This is a genomic window from Streptomyces sp. cg40, from assembly GCF_050320165.1.
In the GTDB taxonomy this organism is placed as follows: domain Bacteria; phylum Actinomycetota; class Actinomycetes; order Streptomycetales; family Streptomycetaceae; genus Streptomyces; species Streptomyces hokutonensis.
In genome coordinates this window covers 7,355,277-7,381,500 of sequence record NZ_CP190128.1, presented here as the reverse complement: position 1 = coordinate 7,381,500, position 26,224 = coordinate 7,355,277, and the positions used below count along the sequence as shown (strand labels likewise).

The window sequence follows — 26,224 nt, the reverse complement described above, 5'->3', positions numbered from 1 at the left end:
ACAAAGCTGTCGGGGCGGCGGACCGAGGGCATGTCCTCTGTCTGCCGCCCCGAACAGAGCGTTCCCTTACCAGGGAGCTTGTCACACCCCGGACGAGACCTCAGTCTTCTCGTCCGAGCCGGCTTTTCCCTCGGCTGCCGCGAGTGCGTTGTTGCGGCGGACCGAGGACCAGAAGGACCAGCCGATCAGGACCACGCCGACCAGGCCGGTGATGACCTCGTTGATCTGGTACTGGATGGTGACCATGAGGATCACGGCGAGGGCGCCGATCGCGTAGTGGGCGCCGTGCTCCAGGTAGACGTAGTCGTCGAGGGTGCCCTGGCGGACCAGGTAGACCGTCAGCGAGCGGACGTACATCGCTCCGATACCGAGGCCCAGCGCCATGAGGACGATGTCGTTGGTGATGGCGAAGGCGCCGATCACGCCGTCGAAGGAGAAGGACGCGTCCAGGACCTCGAGGTAGAGGAACATGAAGAACGCGGCCTGGCCGGCGAGGACCACCGCCGAGCGCTGCTTGCCGGTGCGCGCGGCCTCTTCCTCCTCCTCGTGCTCCCGCTCCTCCTCTTCTTCGAGCTTGTCCTCGAAGTAGCCGGAGAGGCCGCCGACGATCATGTAGGTGATCAGGCCGGAGATGCCGGCGATCAGGACCGTCTGCGCCTTGTCGGTGTGCGCGCCGCCGTGCTGGTGGGCGTGGGCCGCGAAGGTGAAGGAGGTGATGAGCAGGACGATCAGCGCGATGCAGACCGCCAGCATGTCGACCTTGCCGAGCTTGGCGAGCGGGCGCTCGATCCAGCGCAGCCACTGGATGTCCCGGTCCTCGAAGATGAAGTCGAGGAAGATCATCAGGAGGAACATGCCGCCGAAGGCCGCGATCGCCGGGTGGGCGTCGGTGACCAGCTGCTGGTAGTGGTCCTTGTTGTTGAGCGCGAGGTCGACCGCGTCGATCGGGCCGATCTTCGCGGTGACGGCGACGATGACGACGGGGAACACCAGCCGCATGCCGAAGACGGCGATCAGGACGCCGACCGTGAGGAAGATCTTCTGCCAGAAGGCGGACATCTTCTTCAGGATCCCGGCGTTGACCACCGCGTTGTCGAAGGACAGCGAGATCTCCAGGACGGCCAGGATCGCCACGATTCCGAAGGCTTCCCACCCCCCGTAGAACGCCGCCGCGACCAGGCCGAGCGCGGTGACCGCGAACGACCAGCCGAAGGTTTTCAGAAGCACTGGCTACCCAATCCCTGTGTGTACGGGTCTCCCCCGCGCCGCACTCGGCTTTACTTAAAATTTGACGTCGAGCACTGAGTCTAGAGGGAGACTCCCCGGACCGGGACAGCCGGTCGGGACCAAGGCCCTTTACGAGACGTTGACCCCGAAGTCCAGTGCGATGCCGCGCAGGCCGGAGGCATATCCCTGTCCCACCGCGCGGAACTTCCACTCGCCCTGGTAGCGGTAGAGCTCGCCGAAGATCATGGCCGTCTCGGTGGAGGCGTCCTCGGAGAGGTCGTAGCGGGCGAGTTCCTGGCCGTCGGCCTGGTTGACGACGCGGATGAAGGCGTTGCTGACCTGGCCGAAGGTCTGGCCTCGGTTGTCGGCGTCGTGGATGGAGACCGGGAAGACGACCTTGTCGACATTGGCCGGGACCTTGGAGAGGTCGACCAGGATCGACTCGTCGTCGCCCTCGCCCTCACCGGTGAGGTTGTCGCCGGTGTGCTCCACCGAGCCGTCCGGGCTCTTGAGCTGGTTGTAGAAGATGAACCACTCGTCCCCGAGCACCCGGCCGCCGTTGCACAGCAGCGCGCTGGCGTCCAGGTCGAAGTCGGCTCCGGTGGTGGAACGCGCGTCCCAGCCGAGCCCGATCAGTACGTTCGTGAGGTTCGGTGCGGCCTTGGACAGGGAGACGTTGCCCCCCTTGGCGAGTGTGACGCCCATAGTGCTGGTCCTCCCCGAGGCGATGCTGCTGTGTGAGTTGTCCTGCGCTCCCCCGGAGGGGAACCCCCCGGCGCCGCACGCGAACCGTGCGGCGCCGGGCGGTGAAACCTGCGGACGTCAGACGTTGACGCCGAAGTCCTGGGCGATACCGCGCAGGCCCGAGGCGTAGCCCTGGCCGATGGCGCGGAACTTCCACTCCGCGCCGTTGCGGTACAGCTCGCCGAAGACCATGGCCGTCTCGGTCGAGGCGTCCTCGGAGAGGTCGTAGCGGGCGATCTCGGCGCCGCCGGCCTGGTTCACCACGCGGATGAACGCGTTGCGGACCTGGCCGAAGGACTGCTGGCGGTTCTCGGCGTCGTAGATCGAGACCGGGAAGGTGATCTTGTCGACGTCTGCCGGGACCGCCGCCAGGTTGACCTTGATCGCCTCGTCGTCGCCCTCGCCCTCACCGGTGGTGTTGTCACCGGTGTGCTCGACGGAGCCGTCGGGGCTCTTGAGGTTGTTGAAGAAGACGAAGTTGGCGTCGCTCGCGACCTTGCCCGCGCTGTTCAGCAGCAGTGCGCTGGCGTCGAGGTCGAAGTCGGTACCGGTGGTGGTGCGGACGTCCCACCCCAGACCGACGATGACCGCGGTCAGGCCCGGGGCCTCCTTGGTCAGTGAAACGTTGCCGCCCTTGCTGAGGCTGACTCCCACGAGTCCTCCATTGGTGTCCAGGGGCGGGGATGCCCCGTAGTGCGTCGGTATCGGATCAACGTCTCGATCCTAGTGACGGGTTCCCGGCCCTCGCAGGCCCTGGAACCCAATAATCACAGGGTGTCGGGCAATCACAGGGTGTCGAGCGCCTTCACGTACTCGCCCAGGTCCCGCGCGTCCGGAAGACCGTTGACGACCGTCCAGCGCACGACGCCCTCCTTGTCGATGATGAAGGTGCCGCGCAGCGCGCACCCCTTGTCCTCGTCGAAGACGCCGTACGCGCGCGAAGTGTTGCCGTGCGGCCAGAAGTCGGAGAGCAGCGGGTACTCCAGACCCTCCTGCTCGGCGAAGACGCGCAGGGTGTGGATGGAGTCGTTGGAGACCGCGAGGAGTTGGGTGTCGCGGTCGGTGAACTGCGGCAGGTTGTCGCGCAGGGAGCACAGTTCGCCGGTGCAGACGCCGGTGAAGGCGAAGGGGTAGAAGAGCAGCACCACGTTCTTGTCGCCGCGGAAGTCGGAGAGCCTCACGGTGGCGCCGTGGTTGTCCTTGAGCTCGAAATCGGGGGCCTTTTCGCCGACCTGGATCGCCATCTCGTCCTGCATCCCTTCGGTGGGGCTGTTCGGGTGAGAGCACCCTGGGTCCACCACCCTACGCAGCGATCACGGCATGCGGACGGACGGGCCGGCGTGGCCGGCCCGTCCGGGGTTCGACGATCGAGGTACCTCCGTGGACTACCTCTTGGACTTGGCCGCCTTGGGCGTCACCAGCCGGCTGCCACTCCAGTCCTTGCCCACGCTGACGCTCTTGGCCGCGGAGAGTCCCGCGGTCGTGGCGGCTTCCGAGATGTCGCTCGGCTCGACGTAGCCGTCACGGCCCGTCTTCGGCGTCAGCAGCAGGATGGAGCCGCCCTCCTCGACGTACGAGATGGCGTCCACCAGCACGTCGGTCAGGTCGCCGTCCTCGTCGCGGAACCACAGCACCACGGCATCGGCGACGTCGTCGTAGTCCTCGTCCACCAGGTCGCTGCCGATGACTTCTTCAATGGCCTCGCGGAGTTCCTGGTCTACGTCGTCGTCGTAGCCGATCTCCTGGACCACCTGCTCGGGCTGGAACCCCAGCCTTGCGGCAGGGTTCGTCCGCTCCTCCGCGTGGTCCGCGGTCGCGCTCACGGGTTGCCTCCTGATCATGTCTTGATGAATGTCCAGCCACGCGCGTGCGCGAAGCATTGGCCGTAGTCCACACGGACGGGCCGGATCGCGCAAGTACCCGGCGATTCGGAACGCCGAAACGGTGACGATCCTGGCCGTGTCGCCGCAACTCCAGGCACGCTATCGCGGCCACTGGTGACGTACACCACAGCGTTCTGCCCGGTTTGCACGTTTGAGAACCCTCCGAGGGTACGCGACTCGAATGACTTTGCTAAACGAGTCACGGTTACCTCACGGTAGAGATGACGATTGCCGCCCCGCGGTAGACCATGGGGAACGGTGCAGCCCCCTCACCCAGCTCCCTCTGACAAGTAAGGAACAGCGTGGCTTCCGGATCCGATCGCAATCCGATCATCATTGGCGGCCTTCCGAGTCAGGTTCCTGACTTCGATCCCGAAGAGACCCAGGAGTGGCTCGACTCGCTCGACGCCGCCGTGGACCAGCGCGGCCGTGAGCGGGCCCGCTACCTGATGCTCCGGCTGATCGAGCGGGCCCGCGAGAAGCGCGTGGCCGTGCCCGAGATGCGCAGCACGGACTACGTCAACACCATCGCCACCAAGGACGAGCCGTTCTTCCCCGGCAACGAGGAGATCGAGCGCAGGATCCTGAACGCCACCCGCTGGAACGCCGCGGTGATGGTGTCCAGGGCGCAGCGTCCCGGCATCGGGGTCGGCGGCCACATCGCCACCTTCGCGTCCTCCGCCTCCCTCTACGACGTGGGCTTCAACCACTTCTTCCGGGGCAAGGACCAGGGCGACGGCGGCGACCAGATCTTCTTCCAGGGGCACGCCTCGCCGGGCATCTACGCCCGCGCGTTCCTCCTGGACCGGCTCAGCGAGCAGCAGCTCGACGCGTTCCGCCAGGAGAAGTCGAAGGCGCCGTACGGGCTGTCCTCGTACCCGCACCCGCGGTCGATGCCGGACTTCTGGGAGTTCCCGACCGTGTCCATGGGCCTCGGCCCGCTCGGCGCGATCTTCCAGGCGCGGATGAACCGCTACATGGAGGCGCGCGGGATCGCGGACACCTCCAGGTCGCACGTGTGGGCGTTCCTCGGCGACGGCGAGATGGACGAGCCGGAGTCGCTGGGCCAGCTGTCGATCGCCGCGCGCGAGGGCCTGGACAACCTGACCTTCGTCGTCAACTGCAACCTCCAGCGGCTCGACGGCCCGGTGCGCGGCAACGGCAAGATCATCCAGGAGCTGGAGTCGCAGTTCCGGGGCGCCGGCTGGAACGTCATCAAGCTGGTCTGGGACCGCACCTGGGACCCGCTGCTGGCCCAGGACCGCGACGGCGTGCTGGTCAACCAGCTCAACACCACGCCGGACGGCCAGTTCCAGACGTACGCCACGGAGACCGGCGCGTACATCCGCGAGCACTTCTTCGGGCACGACCACCGGCTGCGCGCGATGGTCGAGAACATGACGGACGACCAGATCCTGCACCTGGGGCGCGGCGGGCACGACCACCGGAAGGTGTTCGCTGCCTTCGAGGCGGCCAAGGAGCACAAGGGCCAGCCGACCGTCGTGCTCGCGCAGACGGTCAAGGGCTGGACGCTGGGCCCCAACTTCGAGGGCCGCAACGCCACGCACCAGATGAAGAAGCTGACGGTCGCCGACCTCAAGGGCTTCCGCGACCGCCTGCACCTCCCGATCACCGACCAGGAGCTGGAGTCCGGCGCGCCGCCGTACTACCACCCGGGCCGGAACTCGGAGGAGATCCAGTACATGCACGACCGGCGCAACGCGCTGGGCGGCTACGTCCCGACGCGTGTCGTCCGCTCCAAGCCGCTCGCCCTCCCCGAGGACAAGACGTACGCGAGCGTGAAGAAGGGTTCGGGCCAGCAGTCGATCGCCACGACCATGGCGTTCGTACGGCTGCTCAAGGACCTCATGCGGGACAAGGAGATCGGCAAGCGGTTCGTGCTGATCGCGCCGGACGAGTACCGCACGTTCGGGATGGACTCCTTCTTCCCGAGCGCGAAGATCTACAACCCGCTGGGCCAGCAGTACGAGTCGGTCGACCGCGATCTGCTGCTCGCGTACAAGGAGTCGCCGACCGGGCAGATGCTGCACGACGGCATCTCCGAGGCGGGCTGCACCGCTTCGCTGATCGCGGCGGGTTCGGCGTACGCGACGCACGGCGAGCCGCTCATCCCGGTCTACGTCTTCTACTCGATGTTCGGTTTCCAGCGCACCGGTGACCAGTTCTGGCAGATGGCCGACCAGTTGGCGCGCGGTTTCGTCCTGGGTGCGACCGCGGGACGTACGACTCTGACCGGTGAGGGTCTGCAACACGCGGACGGACACTCGCAGTTGCTGGCCTCGACCAACCCGGGGTGTGTCGCCTACGACCCGGCGTACTCGTACGAGATCGCCTACATCGTGCAGGACGGGCTGCGGCGGATGTACGGGCCGGACAGTGAGGACGTCTTCTACTACCTCACCGTCTACAACGAGCCGATCCAGCACCCGGCGGAGCCTTCCGATGTCGACGTCGAGGGCATCCTCAAGGGTGTTCACCGCATCAGCCGCGGTGCCTCCGGCACGGTTCCGGCGCAGATCATGGCGTCGGGGGTCGCGGTGCCGTGGGCCATCGAGGCGCAGCGGATTCTCGCCGAGGACTGGAACGTACGGGCCGATGTCTGGTCGGCGACCTCCTGGAACGAGCTGCGGCGCGAGGCGGTCGAGGTCGAGCGGCACAACTTGCTGCATCCCGAGGAGGAGCAGCAGGTTCCTTATGTCACGCGGAAGTTGAGCGGGGCGGAGGGGCCGTTCGTGGCGGTTTCCGACTGGATGCGGTCGGTTCCTGATCAGATCGCTCGGTGGGTGCCGGGGACGTACCAGTCCCTGGGGGCTGACGGGTTCGGGTTCGCTGACACTCGCGGGGCTGCTCGGCGGTTCTTCCACATCGACGCCGAGTCGATCGTGGTGGCTGTGCTGACGGAGTTGGCCCGGGAGGGGAAGGTTGACCGGTCTGTGTTGAAGCAGGCGATCGATCGGTATCAGTTGCTGGATGTCGCCTCGGCTAATCCGGGTGTGGCCGGAGGGGACGCGTAGTCGTTTTTCGTCTGCGGGTGCGTGGGGGCTGGTCGCGCAGTTCCCCGCGCCCCTAAAGGCAAGCCCCTTCGGGGCGCCTTTAGGAGGCATTCCGCCGCCCTACGATGCCGTCATGAAGCAACAATCGGCGCAAGCCCGTTGGGAGCAGCGGACTCAGCGGCCGTTGCTGGCGCTCGCCGTTGCGTTTGCCGTGGCCTATGCCGTGCCGATCGTGGACACCACCGCCGGCCATTCGCTGACGGCGGTGTGCACGGGGGTCGAGTGGGTGGTGTGGGCGGCGTTCGCCGCCGACTATCTGATGCGGCTCGCGATGTCCCGGGACCGGCGGCGGTTCGTGCGGACGCACTGGATGGACCTGTGCGCGGTCGTGCTGCCGATACTCCAGCCGCTGCGGCTGCTGCGCATGGTGTCGACGCTCATACTCGTCGGGCGGCGCGCCCGGATGGCCTCGCAGATCCAGCTGACGACGTATGTCGCCGGCGCGGTGGTCGGGCTGCTGATGTTCGGCTCGCTCGCGGTGCTGTCCGTGGAACGGGACTCGCCCAACGGGAACATCCGGACGCTGGGTGACGCCGTGTGGTGGTCGTTCACGACCATGACGACGGTGGGGTACGGGGACCACGCGCCGACCACCGGTCTCGGGCGGATGATCGCCGTCGGGCTGATGCTGTCCGGGATCGCGCTGCTCGGTGTCGTCACCGCGAACATCGCCACCTGGTTCATCGCCAGGTTCGAGAAGGACGACGTGGAGGAACGGCGGCAGACCGAGGCCATCGAGGCACTCACGGAGGAAGTGCGGGCGCTGCGGGCGGAGGTGGCGGCCCTGTCGGGGGTGCCGAGCCTGGTCAGCCCCGGCTCAGAAGAACGTCCATAGAACCGCCGCCACCGTGTCGATCGCGCCCAGGACGAGGGCCACCAACGCCATCACCCGGCGCGAGCCCGCCCACCTGCGGCCCATGGCCAGCCAGCCGCAGATCACCGCGATCGGGCCGAGGACGATGCCCAGGTTGCCCGCGAGGAAGAAACCCGCGATCGCACAGACCAGTCCGACGATGGCGAGGGTCGCGCGGTCCGACCCGATGCGTGTGCCGCGTCCTGAGCCCGTCATCGTCAACTCCCTGGATGTTCACGCCAGTTCCGTCCTACGACGGTTACCCCCGTACGCGTGAAAAAAGCCTGCCTGCGCGCTGCCCCCCCTCCGGCAGCGCGCCGCAGACCACCCGTCCCCCCCTGCCCTGCGGAGGACTTGACTTACTGTGACCTGCGGCGCGCACCGAACGCCAGGAATCTTTAGCGCAGTCACCCTGATAGGCGAACTCGCCCTGGAAAAGGGTTGGATGTGCCGTCAGATGTGGGCCGCTCCCGCGCCCGCCTCCGCGTTCTCGCCGCGCTTGGTCAGCAGGGCGACGAACACCGCGACCACCGCTACGCCGGCGGCGACCAGGCAGGCGAGGCTCATGCCGGAGATGAACGTGTCGTGGGCGACCTGCGTGATCTTCGCGGCGACCGCCTCCGGGGTGCCCGGGGCGATGGGGGCGACTCCGACCTGGACCGCTTCGGCGGTCGCGTCCAGTTGGGGCTGGGTGAGCTTGGGCAGGCCCGCGTCCGTCCAGTTGCCGGGCAGGTCGCTGTCGACGCGGGAGGCCATCACGGCACCCAGGACTGCCGTACCGAGGCTGCCGCCGATCTGCATCGCGGCCTGCTGGAGACCGCCGGCGACACCGGAGAGCTCCATGGGCGCGTTGCCCACGATGACCTCGGTGGCGCCGACCATCACGGGGGCGAGGCCGAAGCCGAGCAGGGCGAACCAGATGGACATGACCGCGCTGCTGGTGTCCGACTCCAGGGTGGACATGCCGTACATCGCGATCGCGGTGGCCGCCATGCCGCCGGCCAGCGGGATGCGCGGGCCGAGCCTGGTGATCGCGGCGCCGGCCAGCGGGGAGCCGACGATCATCATCCCGGTGAGCGGGAGGAGGTGGAGACCGGCGTCGATGGGGCTCATACCGTGCACGTTCTGCAGATAGAACGTCACGAAGAACAGGCCGCCCATGAAGGCGATCGCCATCAGGACCATCAGCACGACGCCCGCGGAGAGCGGGACCGAGCGGAACAGGCCCAGCGGGACGAGGGGTTCCTTGACCCGCTGCTCCCAGAAGGCGAACAGGGCGAAGCCCAGGACGGACGCGGCGAGGAACGCCCAGGTCGTGCCGGAGCCCCAGCCCCAGGTGGGCGCCTTGATGAGGGCCCAGACCAGGCAGAACATCGCGCCGGAGAGCAGCACGATGCCGAGGATGTCGAAGGAGCGGGGCGCGTTCTCTGCGCGGTGGTCCTTCAGGATCAGCAGGCCGAGGATCAGCGCGATGGCGCCGACCGGGACGTTGATGAAGAACACCGACTGCCAGTTGACGTGCTCGACGAGGACGCCGCCGAGGATCGGGCCGCCCGCGGTGGAGGCGCCGATGACCATGCCCCACAGGCCGATGGCCATGTTGAGCTTCTCGGCCGGGAAGGTGGCCCGCAGCAGGCCGAGCGCGGCCGGCATCAGCAGGGCGCCGAAGAGGCCCTGGAGCACGCGGAAGGTGACGACGAACGCGATGCTGTGGGAGAGGCCGATGGCACCGGACGCGGCGGCGAAGCCGGTGACGCCGATCAGGAAGGTCTGGCGGTGGCCGAAGCGGTCGCCGAGCTTGCCTGCGGTGATGAGGGAGACCGCGAGGGCGAGGAAGTAGCCGTTGGTGATCCACTGGACGTCGGCGAAGCTGGCGCCGAGGTCCTTCTGGATGGCCGGGTTGGCGATGGCGACGATGGTGCCGTCGAGGGCCACCATCATGACGCCGACGGCGACGGTTATGAGGGTGAACCACGGGTGGCCGCGCAGCCCCGTGGAGGGCGTCGGGCCGGACGGGGCGGCTGCCGCCTTGTCCCCCGACCCCGTCGCGCTGATGGTGGTCTGACTAGTCATGCGTTCGAGGCTAGTGTCAGCCGCTGACAGTTGACAAACAGATTCAGATGTCGGCGGCTGTCAACAATTGCGAGGAGAACGGCATGGAGACTTTGCGCGAGCGCAAGAAGGCCCGCACGCGGGACGCGCTGCTGCGTGCCGCCCTCGAACTGTTCACGGCCAAGGGCTACGAACAGACCACCGTCGACGAGATCGCCGAGGCCGTCGACGTCTCGCAGCGCACCTTCTTCCGCTACTTCGCGAGCAAGGAGGAGGCCGCCTTCTTCGTGCCCCGGCTCACCGAGACGCACTTCGTCGAGGCCGTCCGCGCCCGCCCGCCGCACGAGGCCCCGCTGGAGGCGCTGCGCCGGGCCGTGCTGGAGAGCTGGGACACCATCAACGAGGCGATCCAGCAGGTCGTACCGCTGGAACTGCACATGCGCACCTACCGGGTCATCGAGTCGACGCCGGGACTGCTCGCCGCGCATCTGCGGCGCTCGATGGAACTGGAGGAGGAACTCGCGCAGATCATCGCCGTGCGCGAGGGGCTGGCGATGGACGCGGATCCCCGGCCGCGGCTGGTGGTGGCGGTGTTCGGCGGGGTGATGCGGGTGGTGGAGCGGATGTGGATCGCGGGGGACGACCTCAGCATCGAGGCGATGCGGGAGCTGACGGCCGCCCACCTCGACGGGGTGGGCCCGGCCCTCGCGGGGAACTGGCGCGCGAGCGAGTCGTACTGAGTTCCTCATCACGTACCGCTGAAACGTGATCCCCGTCACTCGGTTAACGCGAGACCCTCTCGTTCTCCTAGTGTGTCCTCCCAGTGACTTCCTTCGACTCCTCCCCCACGCTGAACGCCTGGCGCGCGCTGCTCGCGCTGGCCGTGGTGTTCGTGATGCTGGCGACCACCGGCTGGACCGCGGTGCGCAGCCATCCCGGGAAAACGGCGCTTCAGACCTCCCTCTCCGCCTGGGAGCACGGCCATATGAACGGGCGCGAGCTGCCCGACCCGGACGCCTCCCCGACCCGGCTGGCCCGCTTCTTCGCCTCGCTCACCGCACAGCAGCGCACCCGCCTCGCGCACCGCTACCCGCTCGCGGTCGGCAACATGAACGGCGCCCCGGTCCAGCTGCGCTACCGCGCCAACCACATCGCCCTCGACCAGGCCCGCAAGGTCGAGAGGAAGCGCATGCACGACAGCCGCCTCACGCCCTACGGCAAGCAGGAGGCGGGCCGCCTCATGCACCGCTTCGAGGCGCTGATGAGCGGGAACCGACACATCCTGGCCTTCGACCCCGAGGGTTCGGGCCGCATCGCCGAGGTCTTCGGCGACCTGGACACCGCGCAGCGCGTGTCGATCATCGTCCCCGGTGTCGACACCGACCTGCTCACCTTCCAGAAGACGAACAAGAGCTACTCGGCGCCGGTCGGCATGGCGCAGAACCTGTACGCCGCCGAGAACAGCGCGAAGTCCGCGACCGACACCGGCACCCGCACGGCCGTCATCGCCTGGGCCGACTACACCGCGCCCGGCGGCCTCGGCATCGACTCGGCCACCGCGGGCCGCGCCGAAGCGGGCGCCGTACGGCTGAACGCACTGCTGCGCGCACTGCCCGGCACCTCGGAGATCGCCCTCTTCTGCCACAGCTACGGCTCGGTGGTGTGCGGGGTCGCCGCGCACGAACTGCCGCCCCGGGTGACCGACATCGCGGTGGCCGGCAGCCCCGGCATGCGCGCCTCGAACGCCGCCCACCTGCACACCCTCGCCCGGGTGTGGGCGATGCGGGACGCCGACGACTGGATCCAGGACGTGCCGTACATGGAGGTCGGCGGTCTCGGGCACGGCGAGGACCCGGTGTCCAACGCGTTCGGCGCGCGGGTGCTGGCCGCGAAGGACGCCAAGGGTCACACCGGCTACTTCGCGGCGGGCACCGACAGCCTCGCCAATTTCGCCGACATCGGCGTGGGCGCGTACGACGCGGTGTCGTGCGCGCACGACACCGACACCTGCCGACAGGGTCTGTCCGACGCCGCAGAGGCCGGACGCGCGTAGAAACAGCAGGAACTGCGGTCTGCGCGGGGATGGGACGGAGGACATGTGCCGCCTACGATGAGCCGCATGGGTGACGTACTGGCCGGATTTCATGCCGCTTGGGAGTTCGAGTCCGACTTCGTGCGTATCCGCTACGAGCGGGGCATTCGAACCCCCAAGCTCTTCCAGGCACTCGGTGAACGCCGGATCCCCTTCGAGGCGATCGACACCGTGACCCTCGGCCCCGGCAAGCGCGGCACCGTCGTCCTGCGCCTCGTGCCGCGCGCCGGCGCCGACCCCCTCATGGAGGCGGCGGCCGGCCAGCTCAAGGAGGGCGGCGACCCCTATCAACTGGTCCTGCCCGCCGAGCGCGAGACCCTCGCCGAGTACTACGCCGACGAGCTGCGCGCCCAGCTGAAGCGCGACCGCGGCCCGGCCGAACGCTTCCTGGTGGCCGCGCCCGAAGTGCCGCTGCGCTTCAAGGCGTACGACGGAAAGGCGACCTTCGACGGCAAGACGGTCTCCTTCCGCTGGTTCTGGACCGGCGCGTCCTCGGCGAAGTGGAAGGCCGGCGACCAGACCTTCCCGGTCGCCGACCTGGGCGGCGTGGAGTGGCGCTCCCCCGAGGTCTTCGAGGGTCATCTACGGCTGCTGCGGGGGACCGCGCCGCCCGTGCCGGTGGATCAGGATCCGGCGGCCGTGGTGTTCGGGCTGGGATACGGGCCCGTGCACGAGTCCCTGCCGTTCGCGGCGGCGGTGCTTGCCGCCGTTCGCTCCGCGCGTCCTACTGCCGTGATCCCGGCCGCTCGACGTGACCCCGCGGACATCGCCGAGCGGATTCGGCATCTTGGGGAGTTGCATGCGGCGGGGTTGGTGACGGATGAGGAGTTCAGCGTGAAGAAGGCGGAACTCCTCGCGGAACTGTAGGAACCCCTACTCCCTGCTGGTAGAAGCGAAGGTCATGTCCGCGTACCGGTCGCCCGCCACCTTGCCCGCGATCGGCTCCAGCAGGCTCAGCTCGTCGTCGGTCAGGACGATCCTCGTCGCCGCCGTGTTCTCCTCCACCCGCCTGCGCTTGGTCGTGCCGGGGATCGGGATCACCGGGAGGCCGTGGACCTGGGCGCGCTGCTGTACCCAGGCCAGAGCGATCTGACCGAGGGAGGCGTCGTGGGCGGCGGCGACGGTGCGGACGGGTTCCAGGAGGGCCGCGTTGGCCGCCGCGTTCTCGCCGGTGAAGCGGGGCTGCGAACGGCGGAAGTCGCCCTCCGTCAGGTCCTGTTCGGCGTTGGCGAAGAAGCCGGTGAGGAAGCCGCGGCCGAGCGGCGAGTACGGCACGACGGCCACTCCCAGCTCGGCCGCCGCGCCGACCATGCTGATCTCGACGTCCCGGCTGAACAGCGACCACTCCGACTGCACGGCGGCGATCGGGTGCACGGTGTGCGCGGCCCGCAGCTCCGCGCCGGTGACCTCGCTCAGCCCTAGGTGCCCGACCTTGCCCTCGCGCACCAGTTCCGCCATCGCGCCGACGGTCTCCTCGATGGGGACGGCCGGGTCGCGCCGGTGCATGTAGTAGAGGTCGATGACGTCGACGCCCAGCCGCTCCAGGCTCGCCTCGACGGCCTGGCGGATGTAGGGCCGGTCGTTGCGGATGACCCGCCGGGTGAGGTCGGCCGGCGGGACCGAGAAGGCGAACTTCGTCGCGATGACGACCTCGTCGCGGTGCGCGTCGAGGAACGGCGCGAGGAACCGCTCGTTGTCTCCCGAGCCGTACGCGTCGGCCGTGTCGTACAGGGTCACGCCCAGTTCCAGTGCCCGCTCCAGGGTGGCCCGCGCCTCCCGCGCGTCGGAGGGGCCGTAGGCGGCGTTGATGCCCATGCAGCCGAGCCCCTGGACGCCGATCTCGGGGCCGTCCGCGCCGAGCCGTGCGGTCGGGATCGTGGGGTCGGTCATCCGGCCTTCTCCTTCTCGTAGGCGTGGGCCTCGCCGTAGAAGGCGATCTTGCGGTCGAGTACGGCGAGGGTGTCGTGCAGTTCGGCGATCCTGGCCAGCACGTCCCGGCGGGTGGCTTCGAGGAGTTCGAAGCGGTCGCCGTAGGTGTGGTCGCCCTCGCGCACGAGTTCGGCGTAGCGGACCATGTCGGCGACCGGCATGCCGGTCAGGCGGAGCTTGCCGACGAGGTCGAGCCAGTCGAGGTCGCGGTTGTTGTAGCGGCGCTGGCCGGTGTGCGAGCGGTCGATGTGCTGCATCAGCCCGATGCGCTCGTACCAGCGCAGGGTGTGTGCCGTCAGGCCGGTGAAGGCGACGACCTCGCTGATCGTGTAGCTGTCCGCGCCGTCGGGACGCCGTTCGGCCTGCGGCGGGCCTCCGCAGCTGTCGGTCCTGGTACCCGTGGTCTCCATCACCGTCATGACCACCACGCTATGGCCTTGGAGTGCACTCGAAGCAAGCGGAACCCGTAAGAAATCGGCAGGAGGCCCGAGACCGAGCCCTTAGGCTCGACGCCATGTCCTTGCACAACCTCGCGCTGATCGAGAACTGGCCGGTACCGACCGCGGCGGCGGGCGTCGTACGGGCCGACGGAACCGTCCTCGGGACCCACGGCCCGACCACCCGTCCCTTCCCGCTCGCCTCGGTCACCAAGCCGCTCGCGGCCTACGCCGCCCTCGTCGCGTACGAGGAGGGCGCAGTCGAACTGGACGAACCGGCGGGCCCGCCCGGCTCCACCGTCCGCCATCTCCTCGCCCACACCTCGGGCCTGGCCTTCGACGAACACCGCGTGACGGCCCCGCCCGGAGAGCGCCGCCTGTACTCGAACGCGGGCTTCGAGCAGCTCGGCGACCACATCGCGAAGGCGACGGAGATCGAGTTCGCCGAGTACCTGCACCAGGCGGTCCTGGCCCCCCTGGGCATGAACTCGACCTCCCTGAACGGCTCCCCGGCGAAGGACGGTGTCTCGACGGTCGAGGACCTGCTCCTCTTCGCCGCCGAAGTCCAGGCGCCACGCCTCTTGGACCCCCGCACGGTCGCCGAGGCGATGACGGTCCAATACCCGGGCACCAAGGGCGTGTTGCCGGGCTACGGCCACCAGAACCCCAACGACTGGGGCCTCGGCTTCGAGATCCGCGACTCCAAGTCCCCGCACTGGACGGGCAGTTCGTCCTCTCCGCGCACCTTCGGCCACTTCGGCCAGTCCGGTACGTTCCTGTGGGTGGACCCGGCGGCGGGCGCGGCCTGCGTGGCCCTGACGGACCGCGCGTTCGGCCCCTGGGCGGTGGAGGCCTGGCCGCCGTTCACGGACGCGGTACTGGCCGAACTCCCCACCCCCTAAAGCATCTCCCACATCAGCAGCTCGGCCCCGCTCCCCGCCTCCACCACCAGATCCCGCGCGTCCGTGATGCGCGCGGCGTCCCCGGGCCCCAACTCCTCTTCCCCCAGCCGCACTTCACCCCGCACCACATGCACATACACATGCACGGCATCCGGTACGGCCGTCCGCTCGCCCGGCACCAGCCGCCGCACATGCAGCATCGCGCCGGCCTCCGGCACCGCGTACGGGGTGGAGTCGGCGATGCCGTGGACGATCTCGTACGACGGTTCGCCACCGGGCTCCAGCGGCGCCAGCCACATCTGCACGAAGGTCAGGGGCGAGTCGCCGTCGTTGCGCTCGACGTGCCGCACCCCGGCCGCCGAGCTGAGCCGCTGCACGTCACCGGGCCGGACGCGGGTGAGGTGGCCGGTGGAGTCGCGGTGGCTCAGCTCCCCCTCCACCACCCACGTGACGATCTCCGTGTGACTGTGCGGGTGTTCACCGAACCCGGCACCCGGGGCGAGCCGTTCCTCGTTGCACGCGATGACGGCGCCGAAGCGGAGATTGTCGGGGTCGTAGTGCGGCCCGAACGAGAAGGCGTGCCACGACTGGATCCCGGCCTCCGGGTCACCCCCTGGGTAGCGCTCGACGGAGCGCCGTACGTCCATCACGCCCACCACGGTAGTCCGGCCGACGTTGCGGGCCCACCCACTCCCACTGTCCTCACGCCACCGGCTCAAGGCGCCCCGAAGGCGACCGAACCAAAAGATGGTGCAGTCTTGTTCCGTGCCCGAACCCGAAACCACCAGACCCGCAGCCCCCCTGCCCCGAGCCCACTCGCACCCGGCGACCCTCAAGCGGCTGGAGCAGTCGTCCGGGAGTCTCGCCGCCCAGGCCATCGCGCGCATGGACGAGTCGCTGCCGTGGTACCGGGCGATGCCCCCGGAGAACCGTTCCTGGATCGGGCTGGTCGCGCAGGCCGGTATCGCCGCGTTCACCGAGTGGTTCCGGCATCCCGACGCGCCGCAGGCCATCTCCACCGATGTCTTCGGTACGGCGCCCCGCGAGCTGACCCGGGCGATCACGCTCCGCCAGACCGTGGAGATGGTGCGGACGACGATCGAGGTCATGGAGTCGGCCATCGACGAGGTGGCGGCCCCCGGCGACGAGTCCGTCCTCCGCGAGGCACTGCTCGTGTACGCCCGGGAGATCGCCTTCGCCACCGCCCAGGTGTACGCGCAGGCCGCCGAGGCGCGCGGCGCGTGGGACGCGCGGCTGGAGTCGCTGGTCGTGAACGCCGTGCTGAGCGGTGAGGCCGACGAAGGGGCCGTCTCCCGGGCCGCCGCGCTCGGGTGGAACTCGCCCGAGCACGTGTGTGTCGTCCTCGGCACCGCGCCCGACGGCGACAGCGAGCTGACCGTCGAGGCGATCCGCCGCGCCGCCCGGCACGCCAAGCTCCAGGTGCTGACCGGGGTACTCGGCGACCGGCTCGTGGTGATCGCGGGCGGCAGCGACAACCCCCTCGCGGTCGCCAAGTCGCTGATCGGCCCGTATGCGGCCGGACCCGTCGTGGCCGGGCCGATCGTGCCCGATCTGCTGGCCGCGACCCGGTCCGCGCAGGCCGCCGCCGCCGGGCTCAAGGCCTGCTCCGCCTGGCAGGACGCACCGCGCCCGGTACTGGCGGACGACCTGCTTCCGGAACGCGCGATGGCCGGTGACCCCAGTGCGCGTGACCAGTTGGTGGAGGAGATCTACAGACCACTGGAGGAGGCCGGGTCCGCGCTCCTGGAGACGCTCAGCGTCTATCTGGAGCAGGCGAGTAGTCTCGAAGGTGCGGCACGCATGCTGTTCGTCCATCCCAACACCGTGCGCTACCGGCTTCGACGTGTGACTGACGTCACCGGCTGGTCGCCGTCCGATGTACGTTCCGCGTTCACGCTGCGGATCGCGCTGATCCTGGGGCGTCTGGCCGATGGAGATCTCCAGACCTAGGTTTTTGTCGGGGCCCCACAAAACCCCCTCGTGTTCTTCGTCCCTGTCCCCACGGGCGGCCGTGCCCGTCCCCAAGAGAGAGTGTGAGAGTGCTCGTACTCGTCGCTCCCGGCCAGGGCGCCCAGACGCCCGGCTTCCTGACCCCCTGGCTCGACCTCCCCGGTGTCGAGGACCGTCTGCGTGCCCTCTCGGCCGCCGTCGACCTCGATCTGGTGCACTACGGCACGAAGGCCGACGCGGACGAGATCCGTGACACCGCCGTCGCCCAGCCGCTGCTGGTCGCCGCCGGGCTGGTCTCCGCGACCGCGCTCGGCGAGGTGTCCCCGGGTGCCGTCGCCGGTCACAGCGTCGGCGAGATCACCGCCGCCGTCCTCGCCGGCGTCCTCGACGACACGGCCGCCCTGACCCTCGTACGCAAGCGCGGTCTGGCGATGGCCGAGGCCGCCGCGATCACCGCGACGGGTATGTCGGCACTGCTCGGCGGGGACCCGGAGACCACGATCCCGCACCTGAGGAAGCTCGGCCTGACCCCGGCCAACGTGAACGGCGCGGGCCAGATCGTGGCCGCCGGCACGCTGGAGCAGCTCGCCGCCCTGGAGGCCGACAAGCCCGAGGGCGTGCGCCGGGTCGTGGCACTGAAGGTGGCCGGCGCTTTCCACACCGAGCACATGGGCCCGGCGGTCGACGCGCTCGCCGGGGCGGCGCGTGAACTGACGCCCGCCGACCCGCAGTCGACGTACATCTCGAACAAGGACGGCAAGGCGGTCGCCACCGGCGCCGAGGTGCTGGACCGCCTCGTCGGCCAGGTCGCCAACCCGGTCCGCTGGGACCTGTGCATGGAGACCTTCAAGGAGCTCGGCGTCACCGCGCTCCTGGAGGTGTGCCCCGGCGGCACCCTGACCGGCCTCGCCAAGCGCGCCCTGCCGGGCGTGCAGACGCTGGCCCTGAAGACCCCCGACGACCTCGACGCGGCCCGCGAGCTCATCACTGAGCACGCCAACGCCTGAAGAAGGAGCCGTAGGAACATGTCGACGAAGATCAAGCCGAGCAAGGGCGCACCGTACGCGCGCATTCTCGGCGTGGGCGGCTACCGGCCGGTCCGGGTCGTGCCGAACGAGGTGATCCTGGAGACGATCGACTCGTCCGACGAGTGGATCCGCTCGCGTTCCGGCATCGAGACCCGGCACTGGGCGAACGACGAGGAGACCGTCGCCGCGATGTCCGTCGAGGCGTCCGGCAAGGCGATCGCCGACGCGGGGATCACCGCCGAGCAGATCGGCGGCGTGATCGTGTCGACGGTCTCGCACTTCAAGCAGACCCCGGCCGTGGCGACGGAGATCGCCGACAAGCTGGGCACGAACAAGGCCGCCGCGTTCGACATCTCGGCGGGCTGCGCGGGCTTCGGCTACGGCCTGACCCTCGCCAAGGGCATGATCGTCGAGGGCAGTGCGGAGTACGTGCTCGTCATCGGCGTGGAGCGGCTGTCCGATCTGACCGACCTGGAGGACCGCGCGACGGCCTTCCTGTTCGGCGACGGCGCGGGCGCGGTCGTGGTCGGCCCCGCCAAGGAGCCGGCGATCGGCCCGACCGTGTGGGGTTCGGAGGGCGACAAGTCCGACACCATCAAGCAGACCGTGCCGTGGAACGAGTACGACTCCACGGGCAAGTTCCCTGCGATCACGCAGGAGGGCCAGGCGGTGTTCCGCTGGGCCGTGTTCGAGATGGCGAAGGTCGCGCAGCAGGCGCTGGACGCGGCCGGGATCACCCCGGACGACCTGGATGTCTTCATTCCCCACCAGGCCAACGAGCGGATCATCGACTCGATGGTGAAGACGCTGAAACTGCCGGAGCACGTCACGGTCGCGCGTGACGTACGCACCACCGGCAACACCTCGGCCGCCTCGATTCCGCTCGCTATGGAGCGGCTTCTGGCGACCGGCGAGGCGAAGAGCGGCGACACCGCGCTCGTCATCGGCTTCGGGGCGGGTCTCGTGTACGCCGCGACGGTCGTTACCCTCCCCTAGGCACTCCGTGCCGGATCATCATCGGATCCGGTGCGGGAAGCACCGCCACACCCTCTGGATCACAAAGAAGGAGCGCCTGACATGGCCGCCACTCAGGAAGAGATCGTCGCCGGTCTCGCCGACATCGTGAACGAGATCGCCGGCATCCCGGTTGAGGACGTCCAGCTGGACAAGTCCTTCACCGACGACCTGGACGTCGACTCGCTGTCCATGGTCGAGGTCGTCGTCGCCGCCGAAGAGCGCTTCGACGTCAAGATCCCCGACGAGGACGTCAAGAACCTCAAGACGGTCGGCGACGCGACCGACTACATCCTCAAGAACCAGGCCTGAGCCACCCCCTAGGCCCGGACCACCACCAGGCCCGAGCCACCCCCTAGGCACGGCTGCATGGCCCCGCCACCCGGCGGTGGCGCCGCTTAATCCTCGTACCGTTGGAGAGAGAATTCCCGTGAGCCCGACCAATCGCACCGTGGTCGTCACCGGTATCGGCGCAACCACACCGCTGGGTGGCGACGCAGCCTCGACCTGGGAGGGTCTGATCGCCGGCAAGTCCGGTGTGAAGGCCCTGGAGCAGGAGTGGGCCGCCGAGCAGGCGGTCCGCATCGCCGCGCCGGCCGCCGTGGACCCCTCCGAGGTGATCCCGCGTCCGCAGGCCCGCCGGCTGGACCGCTCGGCGCAGTTCGCGCTGATCGCGGCCAAGGAGGCGTGGGCCGACGCCGGCTTCACCGACAAGGCCGGTGAGGACACCGCCGTCGACCCCGACCGCCTGGGCACCGTCATCGCCTCCGGCATCGGCGGTGTGACGACCCTCCTCGACCAGTACGACGTGCTCAAGGAGAAGGGCGTCCGCCGCGTCTCCCCGCACACCGTCCCCATGCTGATGCCGAACGGCCCGTCCGCCAACGTGGGTCTGCTCGTGGGCGCCCGCGCGGGTGTGCACACGCCGGTCTCCGCGTGCGCGTCCGGCGCCGAGGCCATCGGCTACGCCATCGAGATGATCCGCACCGGCCGCGCCGACGTCGTCGTCGCGGGTGGCACGGAGGCGGCCATCCACCCGCTGCCCATCGCCGCGTTCGGCAACATGATGGCGATGTCCAAGAACAACGACGACCCGCAGGGCGCCTCGCGTCCCTACGACACCGCCCGTGACGGCTTCGTCCTCGGCGAGGGCGCCGGTGTCCTGGTCCTGGAGTCCGCCGAGCACGCCGCCAAGCGCGGTGCCCGGGTGTACGCGGAGGCGGTCGGGCAGGGCATCTCGGCCGACGGCCACGACATCGTGCAGCCGGAGCCGGAGGGCCGCGGTATCTCGCAGGCCCTGAAGCACCTGCTCGACAGCACCGACCTGGACCCGGCGGAGATCGTGCACGTGAACGCGCACGCGACCTCGACGCCGGCCGGTGACGTGGCCGAACTGAAGGCGCTGCGCAAGGTTTTCGGCGACGACGCCGACCACATGGCGGTCTCGGCGACCAAGTCGATGACCGGTCACCTGCTGGGTGGCGCGGGCGGCGTCGAGTCGGTCGCGACCGTCCTCGCGCTCTACAACCGCATCGCCCCGCCGACCATCAACGTCGACAACCTCGACCCGGAGGCGGAGGCCAACGCGGACGTCGTCCGCGGCGAGGCCCGCAAGCTGCCGGTCGAGGGCCGTATCGCCGCGCTGAACGACTCGTTCGGCTTCGGTGGGCACAACGTGGTGCTGGCGTTCCGTACGGTCTGAGAACTTCCTGTACGACGCCGAGGGCCCCCACCAACCGGTGGGGGCCCTCGGCGTGTACGGAACGAGACGTCAGACCACCTGGTGCAGCCAGCGCACCGGCGCACCCTCGCCCGCGTACCTGAACGGCTCCAACTCGTCGTCCCAGGGCTTGCCGAGGAGTTTGGCGATGTCGGCTTCCAGGTCGGTCTCGCCCTGTTGGGACCTCGTGAGGGCGGCGCGGAGGCGGTCCTCGGGGATGAGGATGTCGCCGTGGATGCCGGTGACGGCGTGGAAGATGCCGAGGTCGGGGGTGCAGCTGTAGCGCTCGCCCTCGGCGGTGGGGCAGGGCTCGGCGGTGACCTCGAAGCGGAGGAGGTGCCAGCCGCGGAGGGCGGAGGCCAGCTTGGAGGCCGTGCCCGGCTCCGCCTGCCAGGAGAATTCGGAGCGCCACGTTCCGGGCGCGGCGGGCTGCCGGATCCAGTCGAGGCTGACGCGTGTGCCGAGCACCCCGGCGACGGCCCACTCGACGTGCGGGCACAGCGCGCGCGGCGCGGAGTGCACGTACAGAACTCCACGTGTCGTCACCGGGACCTCCGGACAGAGCGGGGCATCTTGCTGACTGGCAAACGGCTGTGGCGGGGCAGCCACGTTGAGGGCGAGGCTACCGTGCGGCGACGCGCGGAGTGTGACGTACCGTCCCTCCCGGTGCCAGGAAACCCTGCCATTCACCCAGGGGGACGCTTGTACGGGGGTGAGCCGTTGCATCGGGGCGCAACGGGAACCATGGCGCGTTGTTATGGGTTGAGACCGTTATGGAGGGGATGGGTCTCAACATGCGCATGCGACGTACTCGTTCACGGGCCGCGCTCGCCCTCGTGACAGCGGCAGTGCTGGGCGCGGCCGGCTGCGACTCGGGCGGCGGCGCGTCCTTGGGCACCCACAGCAAGAGCGGTACGGCGGCCAAGGCGAAGCCCTCCCCCACCCCGGTCTGGGACCGCAGTCCGTCCTCGGTCGCGGCGGTCGGCGACTCCATCACCCGTGGTTTCGACGCCTGTACGGTCCTGTCGGACTGCCCCGAGGTGTCCTGGGCGACGGGCTCCGAGGCCTCGGTCGACAGTCTCGCCGTACGGCTGCTGGGCAAGACGGGGGCGGCCGAGCGCAGTTGGAACTACGCGGAGACCGGCGCGCGGATGGCCGACCTGTCCGGCCAGATCACCCAGGCGGTCGCCCGCAAACCGCAGTTGGTCACGGTGATGGTGGGCGCCAACGACGCCTGCCGGGCCTCCACCTCGGCGATGACCTCCGTGGCCGACTTCCGCACCGAGTTCGAGAACTCCCTCAAGTCCCTGCGCAGGGCGCTGCCGAAGACGCAGGTCTACGTCGCGAGCGTGCCGAATCTCAAGCGCCTCTGGTCGCAGGGGCGGACCAACCCGCTGGGCAAGGCGGTGTGGAAGCTGGGCATCTGCCCCTCGATGCTGGCCGACGCGGACTCCCTGGACTCGGCGGCGACCGAGCGGCGCGACACGGTGCAGGACCGGGTGGAGGAGTACAACAAGGTCCTGGAGCAGGTGTGCGCGACGGACGTGCGCTGCCGTTTCGACGGGGGCGCGGTCTACGACTACCGCTTCGGCACGGACCAGTTGAGCCACTGGGACTGGTTCCACCCGAGCAAGGACGGCCAGGCGCGGCTCGCGGCGATGGCCTACCAGCGGATCACCGCAAGCGAACCCGTGACCTAGGGTTTCCCTCATGAGCGAACTTTTCGGCACCCTTCCCGACGGCACTCCCGTGCACCGCTGGACCCTGGAGCGGGCGGGCGTACGGGTGCGGGCGCTGTCGTACGGCGGGATCGTGCAGTCGGTGGAGGTGCCGGACCGGGCGGGCCAGGTGGCGGACGTGGTGCTCGGGTTCGCCGACCTGGACGGCTATCTCAACCACCCGGAGCCGTATCTCGGCGCGCTGGTCGGCCGGTACGCGAACCGCATCGCGGGCGGCCGTTTCCCGCTGGAGGGAGTGACCTACTCCCTCGCGCAGAACAACGCGCCCAACTCCCTGCACGGCGGCGAGCGCGGCTTCGACAAGCGGGTGTGGGACGTCGAGCCGGTCGAGCACGGGCTGCGGCTGAGCCGGGTCAGCGGGCACGGCGAGGAGGGCTTCCCCGGGCGCCTGGACGTCTCGGCGACGTACACGCTGGACGAGTCGGGCGCGCTGCACATCGCCTACGAGGCGACGACGGACGCGCCGACCGTCGTGAACCTCACGAACCACAGCTACTTCGACCTGAGCGGCAGCGGAAACCCGGGCGGTCATGAACTGCGGCTCGCCGCCTCGCGGTTCACCCCCGTCGACGCGGACCTGATTCCCACCGGTTCCCTGGACGACGTGTCGGGCACCCGCTTCGACTTCCGCGAGTCCCGCAAGGCCGGCACCGGCTACGACCACAACTTCGTGCTCGACAAGGGCCTGACCGCGGCCCCCGTCGAGATCGCCGAGCTGCACGAGCCGGCGTCCGGCCGGGTCCTGACGATCGCGACGACCGAGCCCGGCATCCAGCTCTACACCGGTGACTACCTGAGCGACCCGTTCACCCCGGGCGCCGGAATCGCCCTGGAGACCCAGCACTTCCCGGACTCCCCGAACCGCCCGGACTTCCCGAGCACGGAACTGCGCCCGGGCGGGACGTACCGCTCGGAGACGGTCTACGGCTTCTCGACCCGCTGACCGTGGCGCCAACGCGGGCATGGGCATGAAATGAGCCCCGGTCCAGGGGTCAGGTCCCGGACCGGGGCTGTCTGTGGGGAGACGGGTCCCGGGTCAGACGTTAATCGTCGTGGCGACCCTGCGGTCCGTGATCGAGCGGCCCGCCTGGATCTCGTACGAACCCTTTACAACTGCCCAGCCGTTCGCCGTCTCATCCCAGATCTCGAAAGATCGGCGCGGTAGTTCGACCCGCACCTCGACGCTCTCGCCGGGCCCGGCCTCGACCCCGGCGAATCCGGCCAGCCAGCGGGCCGGACGCTCGGGATCGGGCGCCGTCGGGGCCAGATAGACCTGGACGACCTCCCGCCCGGGCCGGGCACCGGAGTTGGTGACGCGCACGGTGACGGACGAACCGTCGGCCTTGATGTCGTCGTAGGTCCAGTCGGTGTAGCCGAGGCCGTGCCCGAAGGGGTACGACGGGACGCGGCCCGCCTTCTCCCAGGCGCGGTAGCCGATGAACACGCCCTCGGTGTAAGGGAGTTCGCCGTTCTCGGGGACCACCTGACTGACCGGGGCGTCGGCCAGTGAACCCCAGGTGGTGGGGAGCCGGCCGCCGGGTTCGTGGGCGCCGGTGAGGACATCGGCGAGGGCGGCGCCGGCCTCTTGGCCGGGGAACCAGCCGAGCAGCACGGCGGCGACCTCCTCGCGCCAGGGCAGTTCGACCGGGGAGCCGGAGTTGACGATCACGACGGTGTTCGGGTTGGCGGCGGCCACGGCGTGCACCAGGTCGTCCTGACGGCCGGGGAGTCGGAGGTCCGTACGGTCGTAGCCCTCCGACTCGACGCGCTCGGTGGTGGCGACCACGACGACGGCGGTGTCGGCGGCGCGGGCCGTCTCGACGGCCTCGGCGATCAGTTCGCCGGGGTCGCGCTGCGGTTCCTGGTGGGCGAGCGCGAAGCCGACGACCCGGAGGGGGATGCCGACGGGGCGGGCGACGGTGTGGGCCAGGGAGACGTCGACGGGGGCGTCGGCGGTGAGTTCGACGAGGGCCCGGGGTTCGGGGGCGCCGAAGAAGGAGATGAACGGGTCGTCCTTGGCCGGGCGCTGGACGTCGTCGTAGTACGTCGTGCCGTCGACGGTGAGGGTGAACGCGCCGATTCCCGTGATGCCGAAGGTGTGTGGTCCGGTGGCGCGCGGGGTGAACGTGCCGGTGAGCTCGACGGTGTGGAGGGTGTCGTGGGTGACACCGTCGGGAAGGTCCGAACCCACCCATTTGATCTGCCCGTTGGGCAGGGCGACGGTCGCGATGACCTGGCCCGCCGCGTCCCGGCAGATCGCGCGGAGCGTGAAATCCTGTTCGGCGACGGCGAGTTCGGTGTTCGGGTCGGCGCCGACGGCGTAGCTCAGGGCGCCCTCGGGGAGGGCGGCGGTGAGGCCGCCGAGCGGGGAGACGATCCGGGACGGGAAGACCGTGGCGGAGCCGCCGCCGAGGACGCGGGCGTCGCGGGCGGCGGCTCCGATGAGCGCGACGGTCGAACTCGGCTTCAGCGGAAGGGCGTTGCCCTGGTTCCGCACGAGGACGAAGGAGCGGCGGGCGATCTCGCGGGCGAGGGCCTCGCCGTCGACGGGGGACGGGAGTTCGGCTGCCGCGACGACGGGTTCGGCGCCGGCCAGGATGCCGACGCGGGCGGCGAGCCGCAGCACGTTCCGTACGGCGGCGTCGACCGCGGCCTCGGCGACCTCGCCGTCACGCACGGCCTGGGCGAGCGCCTCGCCGTACACGGTCTTCGGACCGGGCATGGCGACATCGAGACCACCCTCAATCGCGCCGACTGTGGACCGCGCGGCCGTCCAGTCGGAGACGTTGAAGCCGTCGAAGCCCCATTCGCCGCGCAGGATGTCGTTCACCAGCCGACGGTGTTCGGTCATCGTCGTGCCGTTGACCGTGTTGTAGGCGGTCATGACACCCCAGGGGCGGGCCTGCTCGACGATGAGCTCGAAGGGGGCCAAGTACAGCTCGCGCAGCGCGCGTTGGGAGATGAGATTGTCGACGGTGAAGCGGTCGGTCTCGGCGTCGTTGGCGACGAAGTGCTTGACGGTGGTGCCCACGCCGCCCGCCTGAACGCCCTCCACGTACCCCGAGCCGATCCGCCCGGTGAGGTAGGGGTCCTCGCTGTACGCCTCGAAGTGCCGCCCGCCGAGCGGGGACCGGTGCAGATTGACGGTCGGAGCGAGCAGCACGTGGACGCCCTTGCGGCGGGCCTCCTGGGCGAGCAGCACACCGGCGCGGCGGGCGAGTCCGGGGTCCCAGGCGGCGGCGAGGGCGGTCGGGGACGGCAGGGCGACGGAGGGATCGTCGGCGGTCCAGTGCCGCCCCCGGACGCCGATCGGGCCGTCGGACATCACCAGGGACGCCAGGCCGATCTCCGGGAGCGCGGGCAGGGACCACATGTCCTGACCGGCCAGCAGCCGGGTCTTGGCATCGAGATCGAGTGCGCCGAGGGCCGCTTCGACGACTGCTTCACGCGCTTCATGGGTATCCGCCACCGCGGCGCCTCCTCGTTGAGTCCGAGTCCGTCCTGTGCGCTGTGCCCTGTGCCTCCATCGTGCATCGGTTACCTGTAGATCGGTAGGTTT

Annotated in this window: 25 protein-coding genes; 13 read left to right on the top strand and 12 right to left on the bottom strand. The window is 69.6% G+C overall.

Features of this window, described 5'->3' with window-relative positions; all coding sequences use genetic code 11:
- Window positions 1-81 precede the first annotated feature (81 nt).
- From ACQHII_RS33225 to ACQHII_RS33205, 5 genes are all read right to left on the bottom strand, one after another.
- Entirely contained in the window at window positions 82-1,227 is a 1,146-nt protein-coding gene (locus ACQHII_RS33225; protein ID WP_427922728.1) for a DUF475 domain-containing protein, read from the bottom strand.
- Window positions 1,228-1,356: 129 nt separating this feature from the next.
- Entirely contained in the window at window positions 1,357-1,932 is a 576-nt protein-coding gene (locus ACQHII_RS33220; protein WP_019067108.1) for a TerD family protein, read from the bottom strand.
- 117 nt (window positions 1,933-2,049) lie between these two features.
- Window positions 2,050-2,625, bottom strand: a complete 576-nt coding sequence (locus tag ACQHII_RS33215; RefSeq protein ID WP_019060360.1) for a TerD family protein — start codon at window positions 2,623-2,625, stop codon at window positions 2,050-2,052.
- Window positions 2,626-2,756: 131 nt separating this feature from the next.
- On the bottom strand, window positions 2,757-3,215 hold the full coding sequence (locus ACQHII_RS33210; RefSeq protein ID WP_427922727.1) for a peroxiredoxin: 459 nt from the start codon (window positions 3,213-3,215) through the stop codon (window positions 2,757-2,759).
- A 141-nt stretch (window positions 3,216-3,356) separates the two neighbouring features.
- A complete protein-coding gene (locus ACQHII_RS33205) occupies window positions 3,357-3,794 on the bottom strand; it encodes a DUF3052 domain-containing protein (RefSeq protein WP_019067106.1) in 438 nt (145 codons plus the stop codon).
- 362 nt (window positions 3,795-4,156) lie between these two features.
- Between ACQHII_RS33205 and aceE the strand changes: the two genes are divergently transcribed.
- Together aceE and ACQHII_RS33195 are read left to right on the top strand one after the other, a co-directional pair.
- Window positions 4,157-6,889 (top strand): pyruvate dehydrogenase (acetyl-transferring), homodimeric type, encoded by a 2,733-nt coding sequence (gene aceE / locus ACQHII_RS33200; protein ID WP_427922726.1) that lies wholly within the window; start codon window positions 4,157-4,159, stop codon window positions 6,887-6,889.
- Window positions 6,890-7,001: 112 nt separating this feature from the next.
- Entirely contained in the window at window positions 7,002-7,763 is a 762-nt protein-coding gene (locus tag ACQHII_RS33195; protein ID WP_427922725.1) for a potassium channel family protein, read from the top strand.
- Here ACQHII_RS33195 and ACQHII_RS33190 read toward each other — a convergent pair.
- Window positions 7,746-7,997 (bottom strand): hypothetical protein, encoded by a 252-nt coding sequence (locus tag ACQHII_RS33190; protein ID WP_406460156.1) that lies wholly within the window; start codon window positions 7,995-7,997, stop codon window positions 7,746-7,748. The two genes, ACQHII_RS33195 and ACQHII_RS33190, sit on opposite strands and share 18 nt — an antisense overlap.
- A 237-nt stretch (window positions 7,998-8,234) precedes the next feature.
- Entirely contained in the window at window positions 8,235-9,854 is a 1,620-nt protein-coding gene (locus ACQHII_RS33185; protein ID WP_427922724.1) for an MFS transporter, read from the bottom strand.
- An 83-nt stretch (window positions 9,855-9,937) separates the two neighbouring features.
- Between ACQHII_RS33185 and ACQHII_RS33180 the strand changes: the two genes are divergently transcribed.
- From ACQHII_RS33180 to ACQHII_RS33170, 3 genes are all read left to right on the top strand, one after another.
- Complete coding sequence (locus ACQHII_RS33180; RefSeq protein ID WP_427922723.1) at window positions 9,938-10,573, top strand: TetR family transcriptional regulator; 636 nt, start codon at window positions 9,938-9,940, stop codon at window positions 10,571-10,573.
- Between the two features lie 83 nt (window positions 10,574-10,656).
- Entirely contained in the window at window positions 10,657-11,886 is a 1,230-nt protein-coding gene (locus ACQHII_RS33175) for an alpha/beta hydrolase (RefSeq protein ID WP_427922722.1), read from the top strand.
- A gap of 57 nt (window positions 11,887-11,943) precedes the next feature.
- Window positions 11,944-12,792 carry a DUF4429 domain-containing protein gene (locus tag ACQHII_RS33170; RefSeq protein WP_427922721.1) on the top strand — a complete coding sequence of 283 codons (849 nt, stop codon included), beginning with the start codon at window positions 11,944-11,946 and terminating at the stop codon, window positions 12,790-12,792.
- Between the two features lie 6 nt (window positions 12,793-12,798).
- Here ACQHII_RS33170 and ACQHII_RS33165 read toward each other — a convergent pair whose 3' ends face one another.
- Window positions 12,799-13,815 (bottom strand): aldo/keto reductase, encoded by a 1,017-nt coding sequence (locus ACQHII_RS33165; RefSeq protein ID WP_427922720.1) that lies wholly within the window; start codon window positions 13,813-13,815, stop codon window positions 12,799-12,801.
- Window positions 13,812-14,273: a MerR family transcriptional regulator gene (locus tag ACQHII_RS33160; protein ID WP_427922719.1), complete on the bottom strand. Its 462-nt coding sequence runs from the start codon at window positions 14,271-14,273 to the stop codon at window positions 13,812-13,814. Before ACQHII_RS33160 ends, ACQHII_RS33165 begins: the two co-directional genes overlap by 4 nt.
- A 95-nt stretch (window positions 14,274-14,368) precedes the next feature.
- Here ACQHII_RS33160 and ACQHII_RS33155 point away from each other — a divergent pair, with 95 nt between their 5' ends.
- Window positions 14,369-15,193 carry a serine hydrolase domain-containing protein gene (locus tag ACQHII_RS33155; RefSeq protein WP_427922718.1) on the top strand — a complete coding sequence of 275 codons (825 nt, stop codon included), beginning with the start codon at window positions 14,369-14,371 and terminating at the stop codon, window positions 15,191-15,193.
- Here ACQHII_RS33155 and ACQHII_RS33150 read toward each other — a convergent pair.
- Window positions 15,190-15,840 carry a pirin family protein gene (locus ACQHII_RS33150; protein ID WP_427925466.1) on the bottom strand — a complete coding sequence of 217 codons (651 nt, stop codon included), beginning with the start codon at window positions 15,838-15,840 and terminating at the stop codon, window positions 15,190-15,192. The genes ACQHII_RS33155 and ACQHII_RS33150 overlap by 4 nt on opposite strands.
- Window positions 15,841-15,958: 118 nt before the next feature.
- Here ACQHII_RS33150 and fasR point away from each other — a divergent pair, with 118 nt between their 5' ends.
- The 5 genes from fasR (at window position 15,959) to fabF (ending at window position 20,908) form a co-directional block, all read left to right on the top strand.
- The gene (fasR, locus tag ACQHII_RS33145; RefSeq protein WP_019067094.1) at window positions 15,959-17,164 is read left to right on the top strand and encodes a fatty acid biosynthesis transcriptional regulator FasR; all 1,206 of its coding nucleotides are present in this window, start codon (window positions 15,959-15,961) and stop codon (window positions 17,162-17,164) included.
- A gap of 89 nt (window positions 17,165-17,253) precedes the next feature.
- On the top strand, window positions 17,254-18,171 hold the full coding sequence (locus ACQHII_RS33140; protein WP_427922717.1) for an ACP S-malonyltransferase: 918 nt from the start codon (window positions 17,254-17,256) through the stop codon (window positions 18,169-18,171).
- A gap of 18 nt (window positions 18,172-18,189) precedes the next feature.
- Entirely contained in the window at window positions 18,190-19,188 is a 999-nt protein-coding gene (locus tag ACQHII_RS33135; RefSeq protein WP_427922716.1) for a ketoacyl-ACP synthase III, read from the top strand.
- Window positions 19,189-19,269: 81 nt separating this feature from the next.
- On the top strand, window positions 19,270-19,518 hold the full coding sequence (locus ACQHII_RS33130) for an acyl carrier protein (protein ID WP_200715295.1): 249 nt from the start codon (window positions 19,270-19,272) through the stop codon (window positions 19,516-19,518).
- A 118-nt stretch (window positions 19,519-19,636) separates the two neighbouring features.
- A complete protein-coding gene (fabF, locus tag ACQHII_RS33125; protein WP_427922715.1) occupies window positions 19,637-20,908 on the top strand; it encodes a beta-ketoacyl-ACP synthase II in 1,272 nt (423 codons plus the stop codon).
- Between the two features lie 69 nt (window positions 20,909-20,977).
- Here fabF and ACQHII_RS33120 read toward each other — a convergent pair whose 3' ends face one another.
- The gene (locus tag ACQHII_RS33120; RefSeq protein WP_427922714.1) at window positions 20,978-21,472 is read right to left on the bottom strand and encodes a DUF3145 domain-containing protein; all 495 of its coding nucleotides are present in this window, start codon (window positions 21,470-21,472) and stop codon (window positions 20,978-20,980) included.
- 248 nt (window positions 21,473-21,720) lie between these two features.
- Between ACQHII_RS33120 and ACQHII_RS33115 the strand changes: the two genes are divergently transcribed.
- Window positions 21,721-22,626: an SGNH/GDSL hydrolase family protein gene (locus tag ACQHII_RS33115; RefSeq protein WP_427922713.1), complete on the top strand. Its 906-nt coding sequence runs from the start codon at window positions 21,721-21,723 to the stop codon at window positions 22,624-22,626.
- A 10-nt stretch (window positions 22,627-22,636) separates the two neighbouring features.
- The gene (locus ACQHII_RS33110; RefSeq protein WP_427922712.1) at window positions 22,637-23,608 is read left to right on the top strand and encodes an aldose epimerase family protein; all 972 of its coding nucleotides are present in this window, start codon (window positions 22,637-22,639) and stop codon (window positions 23,606-23,608) included.
- Between the two features lie 93 nt (window positions 23,609-23,701).
- On the opposite strand, the gene ACQHII_RS33105 is transcribed toward ACQHII_RS33110, so the two are convergent.
- Window positions 23,702-26,134, bottom strand: coding sequence for a beta-glucosidase family protein (locus ACQHII_RS33105; RefSeq protein ID WP_427922711.1), 2,433 nt, complete (start codon window positions 26,132-26,134; stop codon window positions 23,702-23,704).
- Between the last annotated feature and the right edge of the window lie 90 nt (window positions 26,135-26,224).